The sequence below is a fragment of the Bacillus sp. MT(2024) genome, from assembly GCF_036362845.1.
Classification (GTDB): domain Bacteria; phylum Bacillota; class Bacilli; order Bacillales; family Bacillaceae; genus Bacillus; species Bacillus velezensis.
Window position 1 is genome coordinate 3,483,963 of sequence record NZ_CP143632.1, and the last position, 24,548, is coordinate 3,508,510.

Below are 24,548 nucleotides of genomic sequence, written 5' to 3' on the forward strand. Positions count from 1 at the left end.
GCCGCTTCTATTGTTTATATTGAAAATAAAAAAATCCTCACTTTTTTTGTGAGGATAAGTTAAGTAATAAATCAGTATTAAAAGATACGGCTCTGTTGTTCTCTTCCAGGATCGACAAGTAGATTTCTTTCCGGTGAATATCTACGTGCTGAGGCGCTTCAATACCCAGCTTCACTTGTTCTCCTTCGATGGCGATCACCTTTATTTCAATATCCGGCCCGATCTGAATGGACTCATTCACTTTTCTTGAGAGAACTAGCATGATCCTCCTCCTATCAGATGTTTTGTTTCATAGGAAGCATCATGTAAAATGATTTGTTTCGCCTTCATTTCCTTTTTATTGACGATAATCGGCGCTTTTAAATTGGCGGTCGTGTTTTCAAAAGGCTCTTCCAGTGTTAAAATCGCCATCACTTCGACGTCCTCTATATCTTCAATGTGCAAAAGCTCAAGCGTCGCTTGGTCAATGTCAAATTCGTACCCTTTAAAGAAAATAAACGGACTGGCGACAATAAAGGCGATGTGCTCCTGTTTCACAGACTGCAGCGCCAAAAACGGTGAATCTTCCGACAAAGGAAGAACAACAAATTGAGTCTCTTCATTAAATCCCGGCAGGCCGTTTTCAAATGAGATAATCTGCCCTTCATCTATTCTGATTTCTCCGTGATATTTTGTTTTAATTATCATGCTTCACAATCCTTTACCACTTTCATCTTTTATTCTGCGTTGCCATCATCAACCGAAATCGTCACCTTAGGGTCTTGCATCATATCAATCTGAACTTTCCCCGGCGTATAATTCCATACAGGTTTATTGACGGCTGCTTCAATTGAAGGTTTGCGGGCTTCAATATCAATCGTAAGCTTTGAAGGAATGCAGTCAATGTCGACGAGAAACTGCGCAGGCAGAAAGTCGCTGAATTCGCCGAATGGATCGGGCGGACTGACATCTGCTGCCTGCCGGGCCATCACATTGCCCGTTTTCTTTTCGATAGCCGCCATTTCCTTCCCTTCCCTGACTGTTTTTGCGATAAACTCGCTGCAGGCTTCCGCACCTTTTTGAGCGGCTTCAGCGTTCAGCTTTTCAAATGATTTGAGATTCAAGTTCTCCCACGCCCTCGTCTGGTCAATCGTCAGTTTGGCCGGCGTGCTTTCAATGTTCAGCTCTGCCGGCGGCTGCTCGATTTCCAGGTCAGCGGGCGGCTGTTCCATCTCGATTTCTTCCTTTTGAAAGGTTATACCGATTTTAGCAGGCACACTGTCAATAATCAATCTCGGCATCTGCACAGAGATCCCTCCTATTTATAGTATTTTAGTAAAAAAAGCGATCTCCCTGTTGTGAGTCGCTTTTTTTATATATTGAAGACGATAGTTATATTATTTCAGGAAGTCGATCAGTGACGGCTGAATGATATTCGCATTCACTGACAGCGCTGCTCTATGAACCGTCTGTTGAGATAAATAATCAACAATTACATCTTCCATTTCTACATCCTCATTATCCGACAATACTTTTTCAGCGGTTGCCGCTTGTGATTCCAATCTTGTCTGAATGAGTTCCAACCGGTTTGTGCGTGCGCCGATATTGGATTTTTCAGCATTCATTTTGTCAGTAAAACCGTCGATATCTGACAGAATTTGATTTGAATCTGCTTCGGACAGCGTGCCTTTGCTTAAAGAAGCTTCTAAGGAGTTGAGAAATTCAAATACATTATCTCCATTTTGTGCGACGCCTCCGAAAGCTGAGTTTGGATCAGAATTCACTTTCAGCACTGCTCCGTTTGAGATGTTGATGTTAACATCCGAAGCACCGGTATAATTCTCATAGTTGTACGTATATGTGCCGTCGGCATTTTCAGTGATCGGCGGGACGTCTGAATTTGTTCCGTTAAACAGATAACGTCCGTTTACCTGAGTATTCGCGACAGAAACGAGCTGCTTTTTCAGCTGGCCGATTTCTGTACCGATTGCTTTCAATTCTGTTTCACCGTTCGAATCACTTTTCGCCTGAACCATCAAATCCCGGATTTTCCCCATAATATCCGTTTCCGAGTTTACGCTTGATTCCGAGTTTTCCAGCCATGTAAAACCTTGCGAAACATTCCGCTGATACTGGTTTACCTGCGCAAGCTGAGTACGGTACTGCATTCCCTTCATTGCGACGACCGGATCATCAGAAGCTTTCGTGATTTTTTTCCCCGTAGACACTTGCTGCTGAAGCCGATCGAGCTTGTCATAACTTGAGCCGATAAATCGAAGAGAATTTTTTGCGATCATCCCTTGAGTTACTCTCATTTACTTATCTCCTATCTTCCTCCGGTGCCCATACCGTTAATAATTTTATCGAATATTTCATCCTGCATCGTTATGATCCGCGCAGCCGCATTATAAGCGTGCTGAAACTGAATCATATTTGTCATTTCTTCATCTAAAGACACTGCACTGACTGATTGTCTCCGTTCATCGGCTGAAAGGGTGTTGCTTTCAGAGTTGTTCATAAGATTGGCCGCTTTTTGTGAATTAACGCCCAGCTTTCCGATAAGGGATTCATAAAAGTCATTAATTGTAGTGGTTTCACCGTTAATAGTCAGCTTGCTGTTCTGTACGGCTGCAAGATTTGTCGCGTTTGTGCCGTCACTTTTTTCTCCGTTTAACGACGCTGCGATATTATCAGTAGACGCAAGGATTTTGTCACTGACTTTTATTTTCGCTGCCGCACCTTTTGCCGGCACCGCTTCACCGCCGCTGAAATCAAAAAATGCTGCACCCTGTTCGCCTGTATAGGTCTTCCCTTTTTCATGAACTGCATTAAACGCGTCAGCAAAGGATAGCGCCATATTGTCAAGAGCCGTCAGCATTTCAGGATAAAGCCCTTTTTCTTCTCCATTTGACATATAGCCGTATGATTCAATAAGACCTAAAAGTGAGCCTTTTCCGGTAAATGCATCCGCATTGACCGTACTGCTGCCGACTGACACACTCGACACGAGTCCGCTGTCCTTGTCGTAGTTGATTTTCATTTCTGAAACTGTTTTTGTGTTACCGTCGAGCAGCGTACCGAGAGAATTGTTGTTTCCATTCAGCAATTCGACGTTAACCGTGCCCTCAGCAGTCGCCAAGGCATGTCCGCCCGACTTATTATATGAAACTTTTATATTTGCCATAGAAGATAATTGATCAATCAATCTGTCTCTTTGGTCATACAAATCATTAGGGAGCATACCGCTCGGCTCAACTGCCGCTATTTGATTGTTAAGGTCATTCAGCTGATTGAGAATGGAATTGACCTGATCAGCTGTGTTATCCAGGTTCTTTTTAATATCACCCTGAATGTTAGTCAAAGAGGTAGATATATAGTTAAAACTTTCGGCAAGAGATTTCCCCTGCTCCTGCAAAACTGAGCGCGCTCCCGTATTTTCCGGATTCGTCGCCAGATCCTGAAGGGCATTCCAAAACGAACTGAGCGATCCGTTTAATCCGTTATTGTCAAGCTCTTTCATGACGCCTTCCATTTGCGACAATGAATTGGAACGGGCTGTATAGTACCCTAATTTTGTATTTTCAGTTCTGTACTGATAGTCTAAAAAACTGTCTCTGACGCGCTCAACTGAACCGGCTTTTACTCCTGTTCCGATTTGGCCGGCCGTCAGATCACTGTTTTTTGATACTGCGGGATAAGGACTCGTCGATTGTAATGTGACGCGCTGCCTCGTATATCCTTCTGTATTTGCATTTGCAACGTTATTTGAAACTGTGCTCAATGCAGTCTGCTGCGCACTCAATGCACGCCTTGCTGTTTCGAGCCCCATAAAAGTCGATGGCATTGAAAATCCTCCGTTCTAAGCTTTTGAATCGAATAATGTCAAACGGCTGACAGGCTTGCGCGCCGCTTGCGGCTCTTTATAATTCATATTCTCTTTTTCACCCGGCATGATCATATCGAATGCCCCTGAGATGAATTGTAAAGCCTGAATCGTGAGCTGTTTGTTCATCTCATTCACTTCTTTCAGACGGTCAAGAAGCGCAGACAAAGAGTGAAATAACCCTTCAAGCTCCTGTTTTTCACTGCCTGAAGTTCTGGAGATGCATGCAGCAATTGTATTGTCCTCACCACGGCTGAGAAACTGAGAAGTTAACCTGATTCGTTCTTCCTCAGTCTGCCCGATTGCCTGAATATACTTTTGCTCTTTAGTCAATATGTTGGAGAGCTCTTTTGTTTTACCTGCTTTCAGCGCTTCCGTTTTCTCCTCAGACAGCGTGAGCAGATGTTCATGCAGTGCGCAAAGTCGCTTCAGTTGATCAATAATTGGCTTTGCTGACATTGGCTTTCTCCTTTTTATTGCTTTTTATAAAAATTCACTATGTTTTCAGCGATGCTGTTTGAATCTATTTTATATGTTCCGCTCTCTATATCCGCTTTAAGCTGAGCGATTTTTTCCTGACGTGTTTTAGTGACCGCATCTGACGCATTTTGAAGCTCTTTTGCATGAGAAGAAATTTCCACTTTGTCCTTCGGCCTTGCAGCCTCTTTTTGTACGGCTTGCTTTTCGTAATTTTTTTGGTATGGATTAACGGATTGTGTTCCGTACTGATTGATTTTCATAGGATTCCTCTCGCTTTCTGTTCGCAGTCTAATTCTTTTATCGACTGCGTTATCAGTTAGTTTAGGGAATCAGGTGTTTTTGGTATTATAGGCATAGTATGTGTCTTTTGTACTGTTTTTTTCTTTGGATTCAGCGGCTGTTTTTTGGTTCATATGGTCTAATTGCGACTCAATATCTGTCTGACAGGACTTGCAGAATTTCCCCGTCCTGATCGGATTTCCGCACCTTCCGCAAGGATATGCCAAATTTGGAAGCTGGCTGATCTGAATCCTTTTTTGTTTGATAAACTTGAGGATCAGCTCTTCATCCACACCTGTTTCCTCAGTGATCTGCTGCATCGTCGACTGTCTGTTGATCTGCTTTCTCAAAAATTTATAGACGGTTTCAAATGCTTTTTCTTCTTCTTTAATACATGCCTGGCACACGGTCTGCAGGTTCGTTTTAAAAAATAAAGCATTGCATTTTGGACAATTCGCCAATTCACCCATCGTATTAACTCCTATTCCTTCTTTAATCTGCCTTATATTTCTATCAATTATATCGGCAGAAAAAAAGAATGATTTAGCTCCTGATTAAAGTAAAAGAGGAGACCGATGACGCTTTACCCGCTGTCAGCAGGACTTCGGCGGCTTGATGCAGTGTGGCGCCCGTCGTATAAATATCGTCTATTAAGATGACGTTCATACCTTCGGCCGAGTTTTCGGCTGCTGAAAACTTTTTTTCTGCGGACAGCCTTTCTGTTTTGCTCTTTTTGGATTGTTTTTCATTGTTCAGTCGGATGAGGGGGAAAATGACGGGCATTCCGAGCAGAGAGGCCAGCAGCTCGGATTGATTGAATCCGCGTTCCGCCAGCCGTTCGCCGCTCAGCGGAATAGGGATGAGAGTATGTGTATTTGATGGATATGCCGCTTTAAAGCCGGCAGCAAAGTCACGTCCAAATGCTTGAATGATTTTCGCATCACCCCTGAATTTAAACCGGGCTAATGAGTCCTTCATCGCATCATTATACAAATATACCGAACGGTTTTGCCGCAGCAAAAAGCGCTTTTCCGTTTTTGATTCCCGGGCCGCACAATCAGCGCATTTTTCATTTGACTCCTGAGGCCTCCCGCATATAGTGCATACGGGGCCTTCAATTTTTTCGAATCGGCTGCTGCATATGGTGCATACCTCTTGCTCGGGCGCCAGAGAAAACAGAGATCTCCAAGTCAATGAACTTGAAATTGGTGAGTCACACAATAAACAATTCAGAGATATTACGCTCCTTCCCGAGTTTCACAGAACTCGCTTGGATTAACCGAAACAATCGCCGCTGATTCAGCCAGAATGACAAGCAGCGCCGTATTTTTCTGTTTATCAACTATCTCTGCTTTTGCATAAGCAACTTTCTTTTTATCTGTAACATATGCCGGCTCAGCCCGGTTTAATGAAAGTGCCAGTACATCATTTTTGCATACCCGGCATGTGCATTTCATATGAAGCTGAGGCATATGGCGGTCGAGAAGTTCCTTTAATATGATTTCTTTAGAATTGACAAGCATGCTGACAGCTCCTCATAGGAAAGTATGAGTATACTGTATCACGTTTTCTGAAATTAACTAGTCCAACAATTTACTTTTTTGTGCCAATTTGTTCATATGTTCTATATGTTTTTTTGCTTTTTTCATTCCGTTTGTCATTCCGAAATGAAACATGACGACATCACCGCTGAAATGTTTATAATGCCTTCCCGTTCTGCCCGCGATCTGTACGAGCGCGCTCTCAGTAAAGATAGGTGCTTCTGCGCCGAGGACACATGTCTGAACTTTGGGTACGGTAACTCCTCTTTCTAAAATCGTAGTTGTTACCAGCAGATCTAGCCGGCCGTCTCTGAACCGTTTCACTTTATCCTTTCTGAATGTGTCTTCCGCATGCACGCCCTCTGCCCTTACGTTTAATTTCTGAAAATAATCCGTTGTCTTTTTCAATACGTGTACAGACGGAACGAATAAGAAAACCGGCAGCTGTGATTGAAGTTTTTGGCGGACCCAATCCGTTACAGAGCGCGGCAGTTTTCCCTTCTGAAGCTTCTTCTTCCAATTGCCGCACCACAAAAAACGCGGCTCCGGGAGAGGTTTCCGATGATATCTGGCCGGTATGCGAACGCTTTTCAGCAAACCGGCTTCAGCATTCTTTTTTAATGTGTCTGAAGGAGTTGCCGTTACATAAACAAGGGCGCTGTTTTTCTTCCTCGCTTTATCAACAGCGAACCTTAATGTCTCATCGGCTGAAAAAGGAAACGCATCTACTTCATCTATTATCATGACATCAAAAATGTCTCGGTAGCGCATCAGCTGGTGAGCGGTTGAAATCATCAACGGAGTCAAGCGGCCTTTGTCCTCGCTGCCGCCGTACAAAGCAGAAACGTCGACTTTCTCAAATGCTTTTTTCAGTCTCGGCAGCAGTTCAAGTACGACATCTGTACGCGGAGTCGCGACACAGACGCGCAAACCGTGATTCAGCGCAAACTCGATACCCGGAAACAGCATCTCTGTTTTCCCCGATCCGCAAACCGCCCATACTAACAGCTCTTGTCTCTCTTTTATCGCATCTGTAAGCGCGGCGGCGGCCTGCTTCTGTCCGTCTGTCAGTGTTCCTTCCCAAGAAAGCTTTACAGGCTTCCAGCTGTTTTCAGGGGCTTGATTCCAAGAATATAACGATGTCAGTTCATCAGCCCTTCCCATCATGACACAGGCACGGCAATAGGTGATCTGCCTTTTGGCAGAGGGCGCCCAAAATGCCGCAAAGCAGGCTTGATCAGACTGACCGCATCGTTGGCAGATGTAACGGTTTTTCCGGCGGATGATTGACGGCTCGGCCGTTATATACTCTTTTTCTATAAAACGGTTGATGCGCTGATCTGAAAACGGTATCTCAGCTCTCAATAAATGTCGGCCGTAAAAGAAATCCCGCACCTCTGAAAATTCTGAAGCACCTTCGGCCATCTCCCTGCCTCCTTTCTGCTCAAAGTATGCCTGCCGGGAATTTTTTTGTCGAATCACGAAAATTTAATAATAAAAAAATCTCCGCCCTTGAAAACGGAGATTTTCACTTAGTTTTTAAAACACCAGCCGATTCCGATGGCGCCTTCGCCCAGATGGGTTCCGATCACGGCACCGAAATAGCTGTTATAGAATTCGACATGAGGATATTTACCGCTTAACTCCTGTATAATATCCGCCGCTTCTTCTTCCCTGTTTGCATGGATGACAGCGGCCCGCATCGGGATTCCTTTACTTGCATCCTCCCCAAACAGCTCAAAAATTCTCGAAATCGCTTTTTTGCGTGTCCGAATCTTCTCAAAAGGAACAATTACCTTATTGTCAAAATGAAGAATAGGCTTTACCTTTAACAGACCGCCGATAAAAGCCTGAGCACTGCTTAGACGCCCGCCCCGCTGGAGGTGTGATAAATCGTCCACCATAAAATACGCACGGACTGTTTTTTTCATTTCTTCCAGCTCTTTTATAATCTCTTCCGGTGAGTCAACACCGTCTTTAATGAGCTGTGCTGCCTTTAATGCATAAAAACCTTGCGCCAAACAGCTGATCTCTGAATCAAAGGGATAAACTTTAATATGATCAACCATAGTGTTTGCCGAGGCGGCGCTGTTATAAGTTCCGCTGATTCCGCTGGACAAATGTATGCTTATGACTGCGTCATATGTTTTGCCCAGTTCTTCGTACAATGCGATTAATTCACCGAAAGAAGGCTGGGACGTAGTCGGCAGCTCATCATGATTTTTTACTTCTTTATAAAAACTTCTCCAGTCGAGTTCTGTTTCTTCGCGAAATGTTTTTTCACCGAAAACCACTTGAAGAGGGATCATATGAATATGATGTTCTTCTCTCATCTCTTTCGGAATATATGCTGTACTGTCTGTTACAACTGCAATCTTCATCACTTTACCTGCCTTATTAAGTACTTAATAAGTATTTTAATAGATATGAAGCTGTAAAAAAAGACTTGCCTATTATGGCAAGTCTTCTCACACATGACTAACGCATCTCTACCCAGCCGTTTTTAATGGCTACGACAACGGCTTGTGTCCGGTCATTAACGTTCATTTTCTGCAAAATATTACTCACGTGATTTTTCACTGTTTTCTCACTGATAAACAATGATTCACCGATTCCGCGGTTGCTTTTTCCGTCTGCAAGCATTTGCAGCACTTCACATTCCCGTCTCGTTAATATATGTAATGGTCTCCGGATTTCCGGATAAACCTCATGCTGAGGATGAGCAGAAACTCCGCTTGTCGCAAGACGGCGGAATTCGTTGACAAGATTGTGGGTTACTTTCGGGTGAAGGTAAGAACCGCCCTCGGCTACCACTTTCACTGCTTCGATTAAAGTATCTGCGTCCATCTCTTTCAGGAGATAGCCTCTTGCACCTGTTTTTAAAGCATGAGTCACATAGTTTTCATCATCATGGATGGAGAGGATAATCACCTTAGATTCAGGGTACAGCTCAACAAGCTGTTTAGTAGCCTCTACTCCATTTACATTCGGCATATTGATGTCCATTATGACAACATCGGGATGATAATGCTCGACGATTCGAGCCGCCTCATCTCCATCGTCACCTTCTGCTACCACTTCAAAGGTAGGTTCAAAATCCAATATTCTTTTTACACCCTCACGGAATAGTTGATGGTCGTCGATAATAACAATATTTACTTTAGTCACACGCTACGCCTCCTTATCCTATTGTTCTATATACGCCGCTGTTCGGTCAATATGTCTTTTGGCTCTATTTAACAAATTATAGGCCGAGAGATAACGGAACCTTAATCATGATAAATGTCCCAAGACCTATTTTAGAGTCTATCGTTATCGTTCCTTCAAGCAGATCTACTCTTTCTTTCATTCCCAGCAAGCCGAATGACTTGTTTTTCTTTTGTTTAGCATCCTTAATATCAAAGCCTTTTCCGTTGTCCTTAATGATAAGAACGACAAAATCAGCGGTTACTTCCACTTTTACTGTTATTTCCTCTGATTCTGAATGCTTGAGTGCATTTGTGACGGCTTCCTGAGCGAGACGGAAAAGCGCCACTTCAAATTGCGGGGCAAGCCTTTTGTTCTCCGTGTCTCCGATACACTGAAAATGTATTTTCACCTTTCCGTTGTATTCTTCAGTTGTATAAAGATATTTTCTCAGTGTCGGAATCAGCCCGAGATCGTCCAATGCCATCGGTCTTAAATCATATATAATCCTTCTGACTTCGTAAAGGGCATTCCGCACATTCTGCCGAAGATTTCTGATTTCCTGAAATCCGTCCTCCGTGCCGCGGTCGCGGAAGATCCGTTCAATTAATTCCGATCTCATCATGACATTTGCCAGCATCTGCGCGGGACCGTCATGAATTTCTCTGGAAACTCTTTTTCTTTCTTCCTCTTGGGCTTCGATGATTCTTAAGCCGAAATCTTGTTTAGCCTGCGCATCGGCAAGAAGAAGCCCTACTTGGCGAAGGTCTTGATTCAGGTAATTCAGAACGACGGTTATTTGGCTGACCAATGATTCTGACCGTTCAATGATTTCCTGAAGCCCCAAAAGCCGGCGTTCTAAATCATCTCTGCGCTCCAGCAGCTGCTTTTCACGCTGCTGGATCATCGTCAGTTCCACTTGAAGTTTGTGCGCCTTTTCATAGGCGTTGCGAATTTCTTCTTCGCTGAACTTATGGAAATTTCTGCTTACTTCAGACAAGCGGTTTCGTGCGTGCCGCGTATGAACTTCAAGTTTGTCGCCCAGCTCAATGACTTCGTACACCTGCTGTTTGATCTGTTTGAGTTCTTCAACCAGCTGCTCATATTGCTGGCGCGACTGCTCTCCGATTTGAAAAACCTCGTCCTTGCTCCCGTCCACGGTTTTCAGCATTTTCATAAGTATAGAATCCAAAACTTTGGAGTCCATCTTCGATTTATTCATCTGTCTCCCTCCGTAACGGTGTTGTTATGTATTTTTATTATAAATGTAATTGAACTGCAATTTATGTCGAATTATAATGAAAGAATGCGTATATTCTAGAAAAAAACATTTTTATATAGTATCTTACTCTTTCATGATACCAAAATATGCGCAAAAATTCTAAAGTCTGTTCGAATTTGTAGAAACAAGTCTTTTAATGCTTGTCAGGAGGGTCCAGCAATCATGCTGCACAGCTATTTAACTGTTAAAGAAGCGGGTGAACATGAGATTGTGATTGAAAAATCACGTTTTATCTGTCACCTGAGCCGTGCTGCTTCTGAAGAGGAAGCGCAGGAATTTATACAAAAGATAAAAAAACAGCACTGGAATGCGACTCATAACTGCTCAGCTTATCTGATCGGCGAAACCGACCATATACAAAAGGCCAATGATGACGGAGAACCAAGCGGAACAGCCGGCGTCCCCATGCTGGAAGTGCTGAAAAAACGAGGTCTGAAAGATACCTGCGCGGTGGTTACCCGGTATTTCGGCGGAATAAAGCTCGGTGCAGGCGGATTGATTCGTGCATATGGGAAGTCAGTGTCTGAAGGCTTAAATCATATAGGAGTTACGGAGCGGAAGCTGATGCGGATTATGCATACATCAGCGGATTATACGTGGCTCGGCAAGATAGAGAACGAACTGAGAGAATCAGTTTTTTTACTGAAAGATATCCATTATGCGGATCATGTCGAATTTGAAACGTACGTTGAAGAAAAAGACAAAGAAGCGTTTCTAAAATGGATGACAGAACTGACGAACGGCAAGAGTAAGAATACAGAGGGAGAACTGACGTATTTAGAAACAGACGTCAGCCCTAAAGGAGACTAATGTAATGGCTGAACGTGTAAGAGTGCGTGTTCGAAAGAAAAAGAAAAGCAAACGAAAGATCATATTCAAACGGATTTTGCTGCTGCTTACCCTCGTTTTGTTAGTCGCTGCCGGATTTGGCGGATACAAAGTATACAAAACGATTAATGCGGCAGATAATGCATATGATGCCCTTTCCCGCGGAGACAAATCAAAATTGCGGGATAAAGTCATCAATATGAAGAAAAAACCGTTCTCCATTTTGTTTATGGGGATCGAAAATTATGCCACCAGCGGAAAAGGCGGACGATCAGATTCTCTTATTGTCGTTACCCTTGATCCGAGAAATAAAACAATGAAAATGCTGAGTATTCCGCGTGATACGCGGGTGACGCTTGCCGGTGACACAACCGGTAACAAAACAAAAATCAATGCGGCTTTTGCTAAGGGCGGAGCGGATGAAACCGTCTCAACCGTCGAAGACTTATTAGGCATACCGATTGATAAGTATGTCACTGTCGACTTCAATGGCTTTAAGGATGTTATTGATGAGGTAGGCGGGGTCGATGTAAAAGTGCCGTTTGACTTCGACGAGATGAGTGACGTCAGTAAAAAGAAACGGATCTATTTCAAGAAAGGAAACATGCATTTGAACGGTGAGCAGGCTTTGGCTTACGCGCGGATGAGAAAGCAGGATAAGCGCGGAGACTTCGGCCGGAATGACCGCCAAAAGCAAATCTTAAACGCACTGATCGACCAAATGTCAAGAGCTGGAAATATTGCTAAAATCGATAAAATCGCTGAAACAGCGAGCAATAACGTCCAAACAAATATCCGAATCACTGAAGGACTCGCTCTTCAGCAGATTTACAGCGGCTTTACCAGCAAAAAGATTGATACACTGACCATAACAGGATCAGATTTATATTTAGGCGGAACCGCAACTACGCGCGGAACATATTATTTCCAGCCGGATCCAGCCAATCTCGAAAAAGTACGGCAGGAATTGCAGAAGCACCTGGATTACCCGTCCGGAAGCAGCACGGCGTCCGATCCCGCTTCTGACAGCACCGGAACGGACAGTACGACTGATTCGACTTCCGGCAGCACAGGAACAAGCGGCACAACCGATTCAACCAACGGTACTGCAGGTGCAAACGGTACGGACAGCACACAGTCCGGCGACACAACAGGCTATTAAGAGTAAACCCGATCCTTTGAGCAGGATCGGGTTTTTCTATATAATAAGAGAATAGCAAAAAAGCAGACCATTCGCATGATCTGCTCTTTTTAATTTTTCTTTACCAATCTTTTGTAAAACTTGGTAAATGGTTTAAATTGTTCATTTACTAACCCTGTGACCTCTGCTATGATTTGCATAAATACAATCAATACAAAAATAATAAACAGCGAAAGCCATATGGTCGCACTTTTCAGCAGGATGGCACTGACGCTGAAAATAAAGCCGATTAAATAAATGATAATGACAGCCGTGCGGTGTGACAGCCCGAAGGCCATCAGCCGGTGGTGTATATGTGACTTATCAGGCGCTGAGATCGGCTGTTTGTTTAAAATCCGCCTGATGACGGCGAATGTCGTATCAAAAATCGGCACGCCCAAAATGATGATCGGAATGATGATACTGAATAAAGTAACACTTTTATAAAGACCTAATAATGAGAGTACTGAGATGACGTATCCGAGAAAGAGCGATCCGGTATCTCCCATAAATATCTTTGCCGGGTGAAAATTATAAAATAAAAATCCGAGTGTGCTTCCTATCACGACAAGTGAAAGTGACAGAATAAGGATTTTCCCTCCGGATAACGCCATAACGGCGATAGTGGAGAGTCCGATGACCGACAGGCCGGCAGCGAGTCCGTCCAAACCGTCAATCAGGTTCATCGCATTCGTAATACCGACGATCCATAACACAGTCAGCGGGTAAGCGACCCATCCCAATTCTAAACGTTCCGTTAAAAACGGTACGGAGAAAAAGTCCATTTTCAGTCCCGTGCTCACAATCATAATGGCCACGGCCAGCTGGACGAAAAACTTTACCTTTGCGCTTAATTGGTATTTATCATCAAGGATTCCTAAAATAACAATAATAAACGCACCCACCGTAATGGCGGTCATTTTTGTTTCATTATATATGCCGGCCGCGAGCACACCCGCCGCTACGCCGATAAAGATGGCCAAGCCGCCCATACGGGGCATTATTTTATCATGTACTTTTCGGTTGCTGGGCTGGTCAACTGCACCTATTTTGATCGCAATTTTTTTTACGATAGGAGTTAGGATTAAAACCGTTAGCAGAGAGACAAAAAACGCAACAACTATGCGAAACATGCGTTCGTCAAGCATAAAGAAGTCTCCTTTGGAATTATATGAAGTCTTTTCTGATATTGAACCGTTCCTTCCATTATAATTCTTACTAGTTATTATAACAAGCATCATCAAAAAGAAACACGCAAATCAAAAAATGCGCTTTCCCTTTTAATGGGATTGCGCATTTTTCAATATACCCGTGCATTCGAGCATTCGGCCGAATAAAACATTCCAATCTCGTCTCCGGGCCAATTCACGGCGCAAAGCCTCGTATGATCCGCGGCGGTCCGCTGCCAGAAGCGCTTCGCAGGCCGCGATGAAATCTGCGGGGTCGCTCCCTTCAACGTATTCATAAACGTAAGGCCTTTTGATTTTTGACGTAGAAGAAAGGTTGCAGCCGACAACCGGTTTCCCGGCAGCTAAAAATTCAAAAAGCTTAAGCGGAAATACCGCGTCATTATAAGGTGAATTTTTATACGGCATGATGCCGATGTCGACAAGCTGCATATAGGACGGCACTTCATTCGGCGCGGCAGGTCCCGTCCAGATGACATTCGGGCGTTCCAGAAGCGACTCGAAATCCGGATCGTCCTGAGCCGTGTTCGGGCCCACCAATAAAATCGTCCAGTCAGGCCGCACATCTGCCGTTTCCGCCATAAGCGCAAAATCGAGCTTCGGTTTGATTCCGCCGATAAAACCGAGAACCGTTCCGTTTCTTCCCCGTAAAATGTCTTCATCCGGCTGTTTATTTTCCCGTGAAAACAGGTCATATTCCACTCCGTTTTCAATGGTGAACACTTTCTGGTGCGGGTTCTCCAGCTTTTTTCCGACCTCCCGGTGCAGACAGTCAGATGTGCAGGTGATGGAATCGGCACGCTGAATGATTCTCATTTCCGCCTGTTTAATGATGTTTCTTCTTACATTTGACAGCACACCGGCCCGGCCGCTGATCGGAGCGGCCCACAGATCACTGCAATCGTAAATCACTTCATCCCAAGGAAACAGATCTGCCAGAAGCGGAAAACCGGGGAAGGTGTACCATAAGCAGCAGCGGGCCCCTTCTCCTTCTTCCTTCAGCATGTGCAACAATGGTGAAAGTTTATGCCTGTAACACATGTCTGTATACCTGCCGAAACGGAATGCTTTTTGCTGCATGAGATCCTTTACAGTGAACTGCCGGATTCCCTCGGCGATCCCGGCCGTCTGACCATCATTGGCTCGCGGGGACGGGCATACCCAAATGACGCTTTTCGTTTCTTTTTGCCGGGCAAGAAATTCAGCCAGCCGGTGCCGTCTGTATCTCAGCCGGTCATGCCCCCATTCCGCCGCTCCGACGATTACGTGAATAATCGGTTCCACCTTCATCACCCAGCTCCTCTGACGCCTACAGTCTTTTCAAGACCGCGTTTTTCGCATATTGCATAAAACACCACGAAGCCTTGATAAAATGCAGGCGCTCAATTTCTCTATAAACAAACCACGTTTTTTTTGCGGCTTTCCACTTGTTGCTTGAAATCGAATTCTGCACAAGCCTGTATTCTGAAAGGCACTCATTCAGGCCGTAAGCCGTAAATCCCCTTTTCAGCAGGGAAAGCCATGTCGCTAAATCCTGCCGCGTTCTGATATCAGGCATTTGAATCTGCCCCGTCTGCTCTCTGTCAATCATGACCGTTAAACATCCGATAATCGTGTTTTTTAAAGCTTCATCATATGACAGGCTTTCAGGGGCTTGAATCGTTTTGTCCGTCGGCGTTCCGTCCTGCTCCATGACGCTGTAGCCCGTAAATGAAAAAGCGCAGGACCGCTCTGCCATAAACGCAAGCTGTTTTTGAAGCTTTTCCTTTTTCCATCTGTCATCGCTGTCCAGAAATGCGACATAACGGCCCTTGGCATGTTTAAGGGCTGTATTTCTGGCAGCCGCGGCTCCCCCGTTTTTATCTAAATAAACGACGCGGATCCGCTCATCTTTTTGTTCATATTGCCGTAAAATATCTCTCGTTCCGTCCGTTGAACAATCATCCGCGATAATCATTTCCCAATGCGGGTGGCTTTGATGTAAAACGGACTGAATCGTGTCTTCGATATATTCACTTGCGTTATAAGACGGTGTAATGACAGATACGAAAGGTTTCCAGTTTGTCATGGTCACATCTCCATCGCAGATTTTTACAAGGACTCTCTAAAAAACTCCGGAATGACAATGAACATAAAGGCAACTGCAATGCCGATTAAAACGCCCAGAACCGCTTTCTTTTTCGGCGGCATGCCTTGTCCCGCCGTTTCATTCATCGGCTCTGAATTGATGACGCCGGCCGCTTTCAGGTTCAGCTGCATATTTTTCAATTCGTATAAAAATCGTTCCTTATCCACTTTGGCGTCCGCGCTGACGGTTTCTCCTTCAAGCGCAGCAATACTCTGCCGCACTACTTTTGCCCGTTTTTCAAACAGGTCCTGATCATTCTTCAGAAAAGTTGTTATGACGGCTTGAAACACCGATTCGGTCTCCTGTTTGTTTTGGCCGCTGTAGCTGACCGTGATCAATGAATCTGATTGTGTTTCGACAGTCAGTTTACTTTTCACGGCCGCTCTTTCTTCGTCTGTTTTATCAGGCAGAGCCTGCTTTAAAAAGGCATCGCTCGTCAAAAGGAGCGGGATTTCTTTTGTATTGTTATAAAGCGGATGATCATAATTTCCCGCGGCGATCGCGGCTTCTGATGTAAAACTGCTGTTTCCGCTTATTTTTGACGGCAATACATATCCCGCCGCCCCTAACACAACGGGCAGCGCAATGATCCAAATGATATTTTTTTTGATACGCCGGGTTATTCTTGTCAACATATCCTTCATCTCGCATCTCCCTGTTTTTCATAGTACGCCGTGACGGCAGACTCCTTTTGTAAACGCCTCAATATATTGACCGCCGCGATCACGAGCGAGAGAAATACCCAGTGGAAAAATAAATTTGATACGGAGCTTGGGCTGATGCTGCTTACCAAAAAACCGGCCATTGCCGTGATAAGTCCTTCTGTGATCAGTCTTGACTGATTTTCCGATTTTCTTTCATGACATTTATAAAGTGTCCAAAAAAGGAACAAATAGACTATCAGGTAACCGAGCATCGTAAGCACGCCGAAGTTCGCCATAATCTCGACGAGCCAGTTGTGCACCTCAACTACGCCGCCCGTATCATAAACGGGCTCCGCTTTTAAATAGTAAGAGACATTTCCGGCACCCACTCCGAACCCCCAGGAATCAATCACATAGTGAAAGGCGTTCTTTAAAAGATTCGCCCTCGCAAGGTTGGAAGGAAGCGGCTGCTGTCCCGGCATCGCCTGCGGAGCTGAAAACAGATTCAAGACGGCATTGGTGATACGGCCCGCAAATAAAACCGCAAACAGCGCAGCACCCGCTCCCGCAGCGTACAGCGCGAATTTTTTCAACACGGAAGGCAGCAGGATGAAGACGTATACAGCCGCCCCCGCGCATATGCCCAGCAGACTCGCGCGCGAACCGGTCAAAATGATTAAATACAAAGCGCAGATCGCAAAGAGCAGGCTGACGGCCTTCACATAGCCGTTTTTCATATTTTTCACCGCCGCCGCATACAGAAAGAAACTGATGCACAAAAACGTCGCGAAATCATTTTGATTAAAGAAAACGGACGTCGGATAATGCTGTTTGTACTGCGGGCCGTTATAAAGCGTGGAGCTCGGCAGATGGTTGTGTGTAAAATGGTTGTAAAAGCCGATCGCCATCACAAAAATGGTCATCACAAGCCATATGCCGTAAAAAACCATCAGCTGATCAAAGCGCTGAATGAACATGACAATAAGATAAATCAAAAACATGCCCATTCCCATTAAAGCTAAATATTTAATCCCGTACGTCACGGATTTTGCCCACAATAACGATAGGAGACCGTATGTAAACCATAAGGCGAAAAACATCAGAATCCCTTTTACATTCACCCGATTCCATCTGTCAATATGATGACGGTTTGTCAGGATGCCGGCGATGTGAAGGGCGCCCGCCCCGATTAATAACAGCCGGTATATAAATAAGCTGAAAAATCCGAGATGAACCGCAAAGAAGGCCTGGTTTAAAAATGTACACGCGATCAGTATATAAATGAGCGCCATAAACATCTGACCGTTTGTTGTAAAGGCGGATAGCAAAGCAAGTCCGGCAATGCCAATCATGGCGGCAAGCAGCAGCACGGTGATTTTTCCGAAGCCGGCATCCGCCCTGACCGCCTCCAGCATGATGCATCCTCCTGTAATGACAGCGGCAAGCAGCACAAGAACATGTGCCGCTGAACGTTTGATACTCACATGGCAAACCCCTTTCCAAAACCGGCAGCCGAGCCGGACTGCCGAGAGCCTGAAAACAAATCTTTTTCTATCTTGCCAGTTCTTTTATTTGCCGATCGGCATGAACCGCCGGACGTCCGACGGAATGATAAGTGAATCCTGAAACCCTCATATACTCCAACGGAAACATATTTCTGCCGTCAATGATGACCGGCTGTTTGAGCAGCTGCTTCACTCTCTGAAGATCCATCTCCTTGACTTCCGGCCAATCTGTTGTAATCAGGCATGCGTCTGCGTTTTTGATGGCACTGTACATCTCTGTGTGATATTCAATGCCGCCTTCTCCTAATATCGCTGACGCTTCGGGAATCGCGATCGGATCATACGCTTTCACGTGAGCACCCTGCTCTTTAAGACTTGTGATGATATCAAGAGCCGGGGCGGAGCGGACGTCATTTGTATGCGGTTTAAAGGCCAGCCCCAGTACGGCCACGGTTTTCCCTTTTAAGGGACCGATGGCGCGGTTCAATTTTTCCGTAATACGGACCCGCTGCTTCTGATTGGTTTCAATGACGGCTTCCATCATTTCAAACGGATAGCCGGCGGCGTTTGCGATATGCAATAAAGCCGTTGTATCCTTCGGAAAGCAGGATCCGCCGAATCCGATGCCGGCCTGCAGAAATTTATTCCCGATCCGGCTGTCAAGGCCGACGCCTTCTGACACGTGAGAAATGTCCGCCCCGACACGTTCGCAAATATTGGCGATATCGTTAATAAAAGATATTTTGGCGGCTAAAAAAGCATTTGCGGCATACTTAATCATTTCCGCGCTTTCAAGATTGGTCTTTACGATCTTCGTACGGAACGGCTTATGAAGCTCTTCAATGACCGAAGCGGCATGTTCGCTTGTGGCGCCGATAACCGCCCGCTCCATCTGCATCGTATCCCGCACCGCCGAACCTTCGCGGAGGAATTCAGGATTTGACGCGACATCAAACGGATATTTTCCCTTTGACGCTTCGCTGACGATTTGGTAAACGAGCTTTCCCGTCCCGACCGGAACAGTGCTTTTGGTGACAATGATTTTGTATCCGTTCAGCTGTTCTCCGATTGTTTGCGCCGCTGCCTTAATGTAGGTCAGATCGGCTTCACCCGTCTTTGACATCGGCGTACCGACGGCGATATAGATGATATCAGCGGCTTTCACAGCCGGCTCAATATCGGCCGTAAAGGATAACCGCCCGGCACTGACATTTTTTTCGGCTAATTCCTCAAGCCCCGGTTCATATATCGGGATGACTCCGTTTTGCAAGCTTCTGATTTTCGCTTCATTGATGTCACAGCAAGTCACATGATGGCCGATTTCCGCAAAACAAGTTCCAGATACAAGACCTACATACCCTGTTCCTAATACAGCGATTTTTTTCACAGCTTCATCCCTCTTTCGAAAGGTTCTCCTCTTGCCCGGCCCGGTTCATGACGGACCGGTATTTCTCTTTCAGCGCTTTCGCATTGTGGCTTGCGTCAAAATACGTGCGGACGGTTTGAGAAAGTTCCTCGGCTGTTTGCGGCGTCCAAGCCTCTCCTTCGTCATATTGCAAAATGGATTCTGCCAGCGTGTCAGGTGAACCCGGCTTGATCAGCAACCCCCGGTGTTTCCCGAATAAAGAAGCCAATCCTCCGACATCGGTACAGATTACCGGCACCTTCAGAGCGAGCGCCTCAATGACCACAGTCGGCATGCCTTCGCTGTAGGACGGCAGCGCCATTACATCTGAGGCCAGCAGATAGTCCTGTACCTTGTCGTTCGGCACTTGCCCCGTGACGATATGAGCGGCTTCACGCAATGAAGATTCGGCGGGACCGTCACCGACAAAGACAGCTTCATATCTTTCATCCAATGACTGAACGGCTTTTGATAAGTCGAAAACACCTTTCTCTTTGACAAGCCTGCCGATGAACACGATCAGTTTTCTATCCGGAGGAAGGCCGAGCCGTTTTCTGACGGCTTCTTTCGTCTCGTTCCTTTTTCGGAAGGCGTCAAGCGTGATGCCGATCGGAAGCACGCTGCACTCCGCTTCGATGAGCTTTTTCATTTGTTCCCGCAGACTGCCGCTCACAGCGTAAATATCGGCTGCTTCCCGCACCGCAAATGTAAATGCGCGATGAGCGCTTTTGCTGTAATGCGGATAGACATTGACATCACTGCCATGCAAGGTCAGCACATACGGGATGCCTAAAGCCTTTGACACAATGGCCGCCGCTCCGCCTGACGGCATGGCGAAATGCGCGTGAATCAGATCGGGCTTCAGGCCATGATTTTTAATTTCGGAAAGAACCGATAACGCCATTCTTTTATGCGGCTGCGCCCATTTCAGCTGTCCGGGAACCGCCTGATAAAACGGCCGGTGGACGGACACGCCTCTCCGCCATTCATGCGCCGGCCTTATATCCTTTTGCCGATACGTCTTTTTCAGCACCCGGAATGGCGCGGCGAGTTTCGGCCGCGGACAAATGACAGTCATCTCCGCGCCAAGCTTTCTCAGTTCTTGGGCCTGCGTCTCATGAAAAACGCCTTCTCCCGGCTTCTCACTGCTCGGATATACACTTGTCATCCACAATACCTTCATAGCAAACGTCCTTTTCTTAATTTACTTTTCATATGCGGATAAGCTTTTCCTAACAGGAATAAATAACACAACGCGCCGCAGGCTACGGAGATCGCCAGCCGCAGCTTGACATCAAGGCTGATCCGCTCCGTTCCGAAGCTGGCTGTAAAGGCGATGACACCCATTGCCGCCGTAAGCAGAAACGGTTTGGCCACGGCTTTGAAGTAAGCCGACAGCCGCAGCTTAATGACATATGCCAGCAGCCAGCGCCCGATCAGGAAATTCAGGATGCTGATGAAAGCGTACGTCCAGGCTACCGTCAAGAGATTTCCGGACAGCACGGCGGCGTACAAAGATGCGCTATACAGCAGCATCACCCCGGCGTCCCAATAAAATGCCAGATCGGCCCGCCCTTTTGCCAGCAGCACAGATCCGTTCGGATTCATCAGAACCCTTAAAATCCCGACGATGGCGAGAACGTTTAAAACCGGGACAGCCGCCAGCCATTTTTCTCCGAAAACCGAAGCCACGAATGCATCCGATACTGAAACCAAACCGAGCAAGAGCGGAAAGGATATCAGCGCGAGTATTTTGGTCATATTGAGAAACCCTTCTCTGATCACGCTGTTTTCATGCTTGTTTTTCGCAAAGACGGGAAACGCGACTCTCGTAATGATCGGATTGATTTTTAATACCGGAAGCGTGACAATCTGGTAGGCCAGATTGTAAATGCCGAGCGCCTCGGCGCCGATAAAACTGCCGATCAGAATCATATCAATATTCGCCCCGAGCCGGTTCACAAGCCGGGAAGACAGCTGAAAGGCCCCGAAAGAAAAGAAGCCTTTCATTCCCTTCAGATCAAAAACGAACGCCGGTCTCCATGTTTTTCTGCAGGACACCCAGTACAGAATGCCTTTTGACGATTGCAGCAGCACCTGGGAAATCACATACGCGAGAATCGGGTCCGTATAAAAAACCGCAGCCGCCAAGTAAACGAAGGACAGCACATTTGAAAAGATTTCAATCTTGCTTAGCGTGTTAAATGCCAGCGCTTTTTGCAGCATATACTGATATTGCTGACCGATCGGCGCGATTAAAAACATGACGGCCAGCACGCGGATTAAATAGACAAGCTCCTCCCGCCGATAAAAATCGGCAATGAGCGGACTGCTGAAAAACAGCAGCGCAAACAGCGCAAGCCCCGTTATGATATTCAGCCAGTACAAGGAAGACATCTGTTTTTCAGTCACATGATCTTTTTGAATGAGCGCGGCTCCAAAACCCATATCAAGCGCAATTTGGGCAAACACCACTACCGTTGTGATCATGCCGACAAGGCCGAATTCAGCCAGTGACATGACCCGCCCGAGCAGGGCGAATTGGACGATTTGAATGACCGTAATACACGCTGTCGAAATACTTGTCCATTTGGCGCCGCTCAAAATTTGATTTGTAATACTAGGCATCGTTTTCCCTACTTTTTTGTCTGCTGACCAGAATTTTTATCGCGCCCCGTCACCGGTCCAGATCACTTTGCACGTTTTGAGCATAATCTTCAGTTCCAATGAAAAGGTCAGGTTGCGGATATAATATAAGTCAAACATCAGTTTTTCCCTCGGTGTCATGTCATATCCCCCGTTGACCTGCGCCCAGCCGCTTAATCCCGGCTTAACGGCCAGCCGCTCTGTAAACCCCGGAATCTCAGCCTGAAACTGTTCCGTAAACACGGGACGCTCGGGACGCGGGCCGATCAGGCTCATTTCTCCCCGAAGCACATTTACCAGCTGCGGCAGCTCATCAATACGGGTCCTTCTGATAAAAGCGCCGACCTTTGTCACGCGGGGATCCTTTTTCAGCGCCCAGACCGCCCCCGATTTTTCAGCATCTATTTTCATAGAGCGGAGCTTATACAAATAAAACGGCTTCCCGTCTTTGCCTACCCGCTCCTGCTTGTAAAAAGCCGGGCCGGGCGACTCCAAACGAATCAGTATGGAGAACAGGCCCATCACCGGGAGCGCCGCCAAAAGCCCCGCAAGCGCAAACACAATGTCCATGAATCGCTTAAAAGCCAAATAACGGGCCGTTCTTTCCGTAACGGCAGCGGAAGTCCCCTGCCGCACTGCATAGTTATTATTTACATTCATGCTTTTCTCTGCTCCCACTGACACACACCTCACGATTTGTTGGGATGTTTGATGACCTATGCCGTGAGTTTAGCAGATGGATGTTAATTGGAAGTAAAGGAAACGTTAATGTTTATTAGAATGTTTCGATTATTGTTTTTTTATTGTAAATCTATTCATATCCATATTTGAGACAAAGCATAATGAAAAAATAAAAAAACAGACCGGTATGAACCGGTCTGTTTCCATGAAAAAAATTATCTGAAATAGGAGGAAACGCCTTGGGTGATCCCCGCCGCGAGTCTGTCCTTTTTCGTTGATTGTTTTAAAATATTGGCATCAATCGGGCTTGTGACAAAACCGGTTTCTAACAAGACACTCGGCATTTTAGAATACTTAATGACGTAAAATCCGGCGGTTTTCACACCGCGGTCACGCGTGCCGAGAGCAGAAACCATTCTCGGCTGAATATTTTGGGCAAGCCTCAGACTGTTTGCCGATTGGTAGGTTTTATCATAATACGTCTCCGTACCGTTTGCACTGCTGTTATCATTCGCATTTGCATGGACGCTGATGAAAATATCGGCGTTCGCCTTCGCCCCTTTGTTCACTCTCTCCTCAAGCGAATCAAAGGTGTCGCCCTTTCTCGACATTACAGTAAGCGCGCCCGCGCCGTATAATTGATTGTTAAGACGCGTAGCGATATCAAGGTTTACATTTTTCTCAAGCAAGCCGTTTCCGGTTGCACCTGAATCCTGATAGCCGTGCCCCGGATCAATAAAGACCGTTTTGCCGACAACGGGATTTTTAAGCTGCGACGCGGCATTGTTGCTTAAAGATGAAGCACTTCCTATGACGGTGAAGCTGGTGATGTTTTTACTTCCGATATACGTCCGGACGTCTTTTGACAGACTGTCTCCATTCGTCAGCAGGTGAACTCTTCCCTGTTTGGCGCTCAGCACGCCTCCGACGATGGTATCCGCCTCTTTAAAGCCATTGGTAACAAACGTATAGCCTGTGCTTAAGCCTGTCTTTTTTGCAAGATTCACAGACAGGTTATAGCGGTTTTTGCCGCTGATTCTTGAAGGGTTCGGCAGCTTATTATAAAGTGAGCTGCTGATGCTGCTTGTCCCGCCGATGACAATCGTGTTTTTAATCCCTAAGCTTTTGATCGCATTGGACGTAGAACCATTTAACGTTGAATCATTAGTGAATAAAATCGGATATTTTTTAGCGGACGCATAAGAAATCGCAGCCATTCCATCTGCATCAACAAACCCGTTGACCACAAGGGCTGTAGAAGATCTTGTCATTTCACCCGCCACTTTTGCGGCTGTGGCATATCTCGTACTCCCTGATAATCGTTTGACACTGATGCCTAATTTAGCAATTTGATTTGCGGTATTTTTAGAAACGGCAGGTGTGCCGCCTACGATAATCACATTTTTCGTTTTTAAATCAATTAATCCCTTTTTTGTGCCGGCAGACAGCTGATCTTTATTTGTAAACAGCAGCGGCGCATTTTTTTGATATGCAAGCGGCGCAGCGGCAATTGCATCGGCATATGAAGTTCCGCCGGTGATAATTACCGTTTTCGCTTCACCCCATGATTGTTTTGCCGCCAGTACAGCCGTATCATACCGGGTGCTTCCGCCGATTCTTTTAACCGTGTTGTCAGCCAAAGCGGAAGGGACAAATAGAATGACCCCGAGAATAAAGACGGGGAGACATTTTATGATGAATTTCAATCCGATCT

General features: G+C 45.8%; 26 protein-coding genes. 2 read left to right on the plus strand and 24 right to left on the minus strand.

The window, feature by feature from the left end; all coding sequences use genetic code 11:
* Window positions 1–37 precede the first annotated feature (37 nt).
* The 14 genes from csrA to degS all read right to left on the minus strand — a co-directional run bounded on the left by csrA (window position 38) and on the right by degS (window position 10,570).
* On the minus strand, window positions 38–262 hold the full coding sequence (gene csrA / locus VP472_RS17280; protein WP_003151402.1) for a carbon storage regulator CsrA: 225 nt from the start codon (window positions 260–262) through the stop codon (window positions 38–40).
* Window positions 256–687, minus strand: a complete 432-nt coding sequence (gene fliW / locus VP472_RS17285) for a flagellar assembly protein FliW (protein WP_060657507.1) — start codon at window positions 685–687, stop codon at window positions 256–258. The genes csrA and fliW overlap by 7 nt, the downstream gene beginning before the upstream one ends.
* A gap of 29 nt (window positions 688–716) precedes the next feature.
* Window positions 717–1,286: a DUF6470 family protein gene (locus VP472_RS17290; RefSeq protein WP_003151397.1), complete on the minus strand. Its 570-nt coding sequence runs from the start codon at window positions 1,284–1,286 to the stop codon at window positions 717–719.
* A 90-nt stretch (window positions 1,287–1,376) separates the two neighbouring features.
* Window positions 1,377–2,294 (minus strand): flagellar hook-associated protein FlgL, encoded by a 918-nt coding sequence (gene flgL, locus VP472_RS17295; protein WP_003151396.1) that lies wholly within the window; start codon window positions 2,292–2,294, stop codon window positions 1,377–1,379.
* A gap of 11 nt (window positions 2,295–2,305) precedes the next feature.
* Window positions 2,306–3,823, minus strand: a complete 1,518-nt coding sequence (gene flgK, locus VP472_RS17300; protein WP_015387629.1) for a flagellar hook-associated protein FlgK — start codon at window positions 3,821–3,823, stop codon at window positions 2,306–2,308.
* Window positions 3,824–3,838: 15 nt separating this feature from the next.
* Window positions 3,839–4,321 carry a flagellar protein FlgN gene (locus VP472_RS17305; RefSeq protein ID WP_003151394.1) on the minus strand — a complete coding sequence of 161 codons (483 nt, stop codon included), beginning with the start codon at window positions 4,319–4,321 and terminating at the stop codon, window positions 3,839–3,841.
* A 14-nt stretch (window positions 4,322–4,335) separates the two neighbouring features.
* A complete protein-coding gene (gene flgM / locus VP472_RS17310) occupies window positions 4,336–4,602 on the minus strand; it encodes a flagellar biosynthesis anti-sigma factor FlgM (RefSeq protein ID WP_146275630.1) in 267 nt (88 codons plus the stop codon).
* Window positions 4,603–4,671: 69 nt separating this feature from the next.
* Window positions 4,672–5,091, minus strand: coding sequence for a TIGR03826 family flagellar region protein (locus VP472_RS17315; protein ID WP_146275632.1), 420 nt, complete (start codon window positions 5,089–5,091; stop codon window positions 4,672–4,674).
* 73 nt (window positions 5,092–5,164) lie between these two features.
* Window positions 5,165–5,854, minus strand: a complete 690-nt coding sequence (locus VP472_RS17320) for a phosphoribosyltransferase family protein (RefSeq protein ID WP_202980098.1) — start codon at window positions 5,852–5,854, stop codon at window positions 5,165–5,167.
* A 5-nt stretch (window positions 5,855–5,859) separates the two neighbouring features.
* Entirely contained in the window at window positions 5,860–6,144 is a 285-nt protein-coding gene (locus tag VP472_RS17325; protein ID WP_017418816.1) for a late competence protein ComFB, read from the minus strand.
* 57 nt (window positions 6,145–6,201) lie between these two features.
* Window positions 6,202–7,587: an ATP-dependent helicase ComFA gene (locus tag VP472_RS17330; protein ID WP_146275634.1), complete on the minus strand. Its 1,386-nt coding sequence runs from the start codon at window positions 7,585–7,587 to the stop codon at window positions 6,202–6,204.
* A 107-nt stretch (window positions 7,588–7,694) separates the two neighbouring features.
* Window positions 7,695–8,543, minus strand: coding sequence for a DegV family protein (locus VP472_RS17335; protein WP_003151387.1), 849 nt, complete (start codon window positions 8,541–8,543; stop codon window positions 7,695–7,697).
* A 97-nt stretch (window positions 8,544–8,640) separates the two neighbouring features.
* On the minus strand, window positions 8,641–9,330 hold the full coding sequence (gene degU / locus VP472_RS17340; protein WP_003219701.1) for a two-component system response regulator DegU: 690 nt from the start codon (window positions 9,328–9,330) through the stop codon (window positions 8,641–8,643).
* A 76-nt stretch (window positions 9,331–9,406) separates the two neighbouring features.
* Window positions 9,407–10,570 (minus strand): two-component sensor histidine kinase DegS, encoded by a 1,164-nt coding sequence (gene degS, locus VP472_RS17345; protein WP_015387626.1) that lies wholly within the window; start codon window positions 10,568–10,570, stop codon window positions 9,407–9,409.
* 222 nt (window positions 10,571–10,792) lie between these two features.
* On the opposite strand from degS, the gene VP472_RS17350 reads away from it, so the two are divergent.
* Both VP472_RS17350 and VP472_RS17355 read left to right on the plus strand, forming a co-directional pair.
* Window positions 10,793–11,440, plus strand: coding sequence for a YigZ family protein (locus VP472_RS17350; RefSeq protein ID WP_060657503.1), 648 nt, complete (start codon window positions 10,793–10,795; stop codon window positions 11,438–11,440).
* Between the two features lie 4 nt (window positions 11,441–11,444).
* Window positions 11,445–12,620 carry an LCP family protein gene (locus VP472_RS17355; RefSeq protein ID WP_146275636.1) on the plus strand — a complete coding sequence of 392 codons (1,176 nt, stop codon included), beginning with the start codon at window positions 11,445–11,447 and terminating at the stop codon, window positions 12,618–12,620.
* 89 nt (window positions 12,621–12,709) lie between these two features.
* Here the strand turns inward: VP472_RS17355 and VP472_RS17360 are convergent, their stop codons facing one another.
* The 10 genes from VP472_RS17360 to VP472_RS17405 all read right to left on the minus strand — a co-directional run bounded on the left by VP472_RS17360 (window position 12,710) and on the right by VP472_RS17405 (window position 24,540).
* The gene (locus VP472_RS17360; RefSeq protein ID WP_003151382.1) at window positions 12,710–13,786 is read right to left on the minus strand and encodes a glycosyltransferase family 4 protein; all 1,077 of its coding nucleotides are present in this window, start codon (window positions 13,784–13,786) and stop codon (window positions 12,710–12,712) included.
* Between the two features lie 132 nt (window positions 13,787–13,918).
* Entirely contained in the window at window positions 13,919–15,115 is a 1,197-nt protein-coding gene (tuaH, locus tag VP472_RS17365; RefSeq protein ID WP_070082461.1) for a teichuronic acid biosynthesis protein TuaH, read from the minus strand.
* 19 nt (window positions 15,116–15,134) lie between these two features.
* Window positions 15,135–15,893 carry a teichuronic acid biosynthesis protein TuaG gene (gene tuaG / locus VP472_RS17370; protein WP_003151380.1) on the minus strand — a complete coding sequence of 253 codons (759 nt, stop codon included), beginning with the start codon at window positions 15,891–15,893 and terminating at the stop codon, window positions 15,135–15,137.
* A 23-nt stretch (window positions 15,894–15,916) separates the two neighbouring features.
* Window positions 15,917–16,597, minus strand: a complete 681-nt coding sequence (gene tuaF, locus VP472_RS17375; RefSeq protein WP_094247451.1) for a teichuronic acid biosynthesis protein TuaF — start codon at window positions 16,595–16,597, stop codon at window positions 15,917–15,919.
* Entirely contained in the window at window positions 16,594–18,081 is a 1,488-nt protein-coding gene (gene tuaE / locus VP472_RS17380) for a teichuronic acid biosynthesis protein TuaE (RefSeq protein WP_146275638.1), read from the minus strand. The genes tuaF and tuaE overlap by 4 nt, the downstream gene beginning before the upstream one ends.
* 67 nt (window positions 18,082–18,148) lie before the next feature.
* Window positions 18,149–19,489 carry a UDP-glucose 6-dehydrogenase TuaD gene (gene tuaD, locus VP472_RS17385; RefSeq protein ID WP_070082463.1) on the minus strand — a complete coding sequence of 447 codons (1,341 nt, stop codon included), beginning with the start codon at window positions 19,487–19,489 and terminating at the stop codon, window positions 18,149–18,151.
* A 4-nt stretch (window positions 19,490–19,493) separates the two neighbouring features.
* The gene (tuaC, locus tag VP472_RS17390; protein WP_102422844.1) at window positions 19,494–20,690 is read right to left on the minus strand and encodes a teichuronic acid biosynthesis protein TuaC; all 1,197 of its coding nucleotides are present in this window, start codon (window positions 20,688–20,690) and stop codon (window positions 19,494–19,496) included.
* Window positions 20,687–22,135, minus strand: coding sequence for a teichuronic acid biosynthesis protein TuaB (tuaB, locus tag VP472_RS17395; RefSeq protein WP_146275640.1), 1,449 nt, complete (start codon window positions 22,133–22,135; stop codon window positions 20,687–20,689). Before tuaB ends, tuaC begins: the two co-directional genes overlap by 4 nt.
* Window positions 22,136–22,171: 36 nt before the next feature.
* Entirely contained in the window at window positions 22,172–22,831 is a 660-nt protein-coding gene (locus tag VP472_RS17400) for an exopolysaccharide biosynthesis polyprenyl glycosylphosphotransferase (protein ID WP_003151373.1), read from the minus strand.
* A 218-nt stretch (window positions 22,832–23,049) separates the two neighbouring features.
* Window positions 23,050–24,540: an N-acetylmuramoyl-L-alanine amidase gene (locus tag VP472_RS17405; RefSeq protein ID WP_070082466.1), complete on the minus strand. Its 1,491-nt coding sequence runs from the start codon at window positions 24,538–24,540 to the stop codon at window positions 23,050–23,052.
* Between the last annotated feature and the right edge of the window lie 8 nt (window positions 24,541–24,548).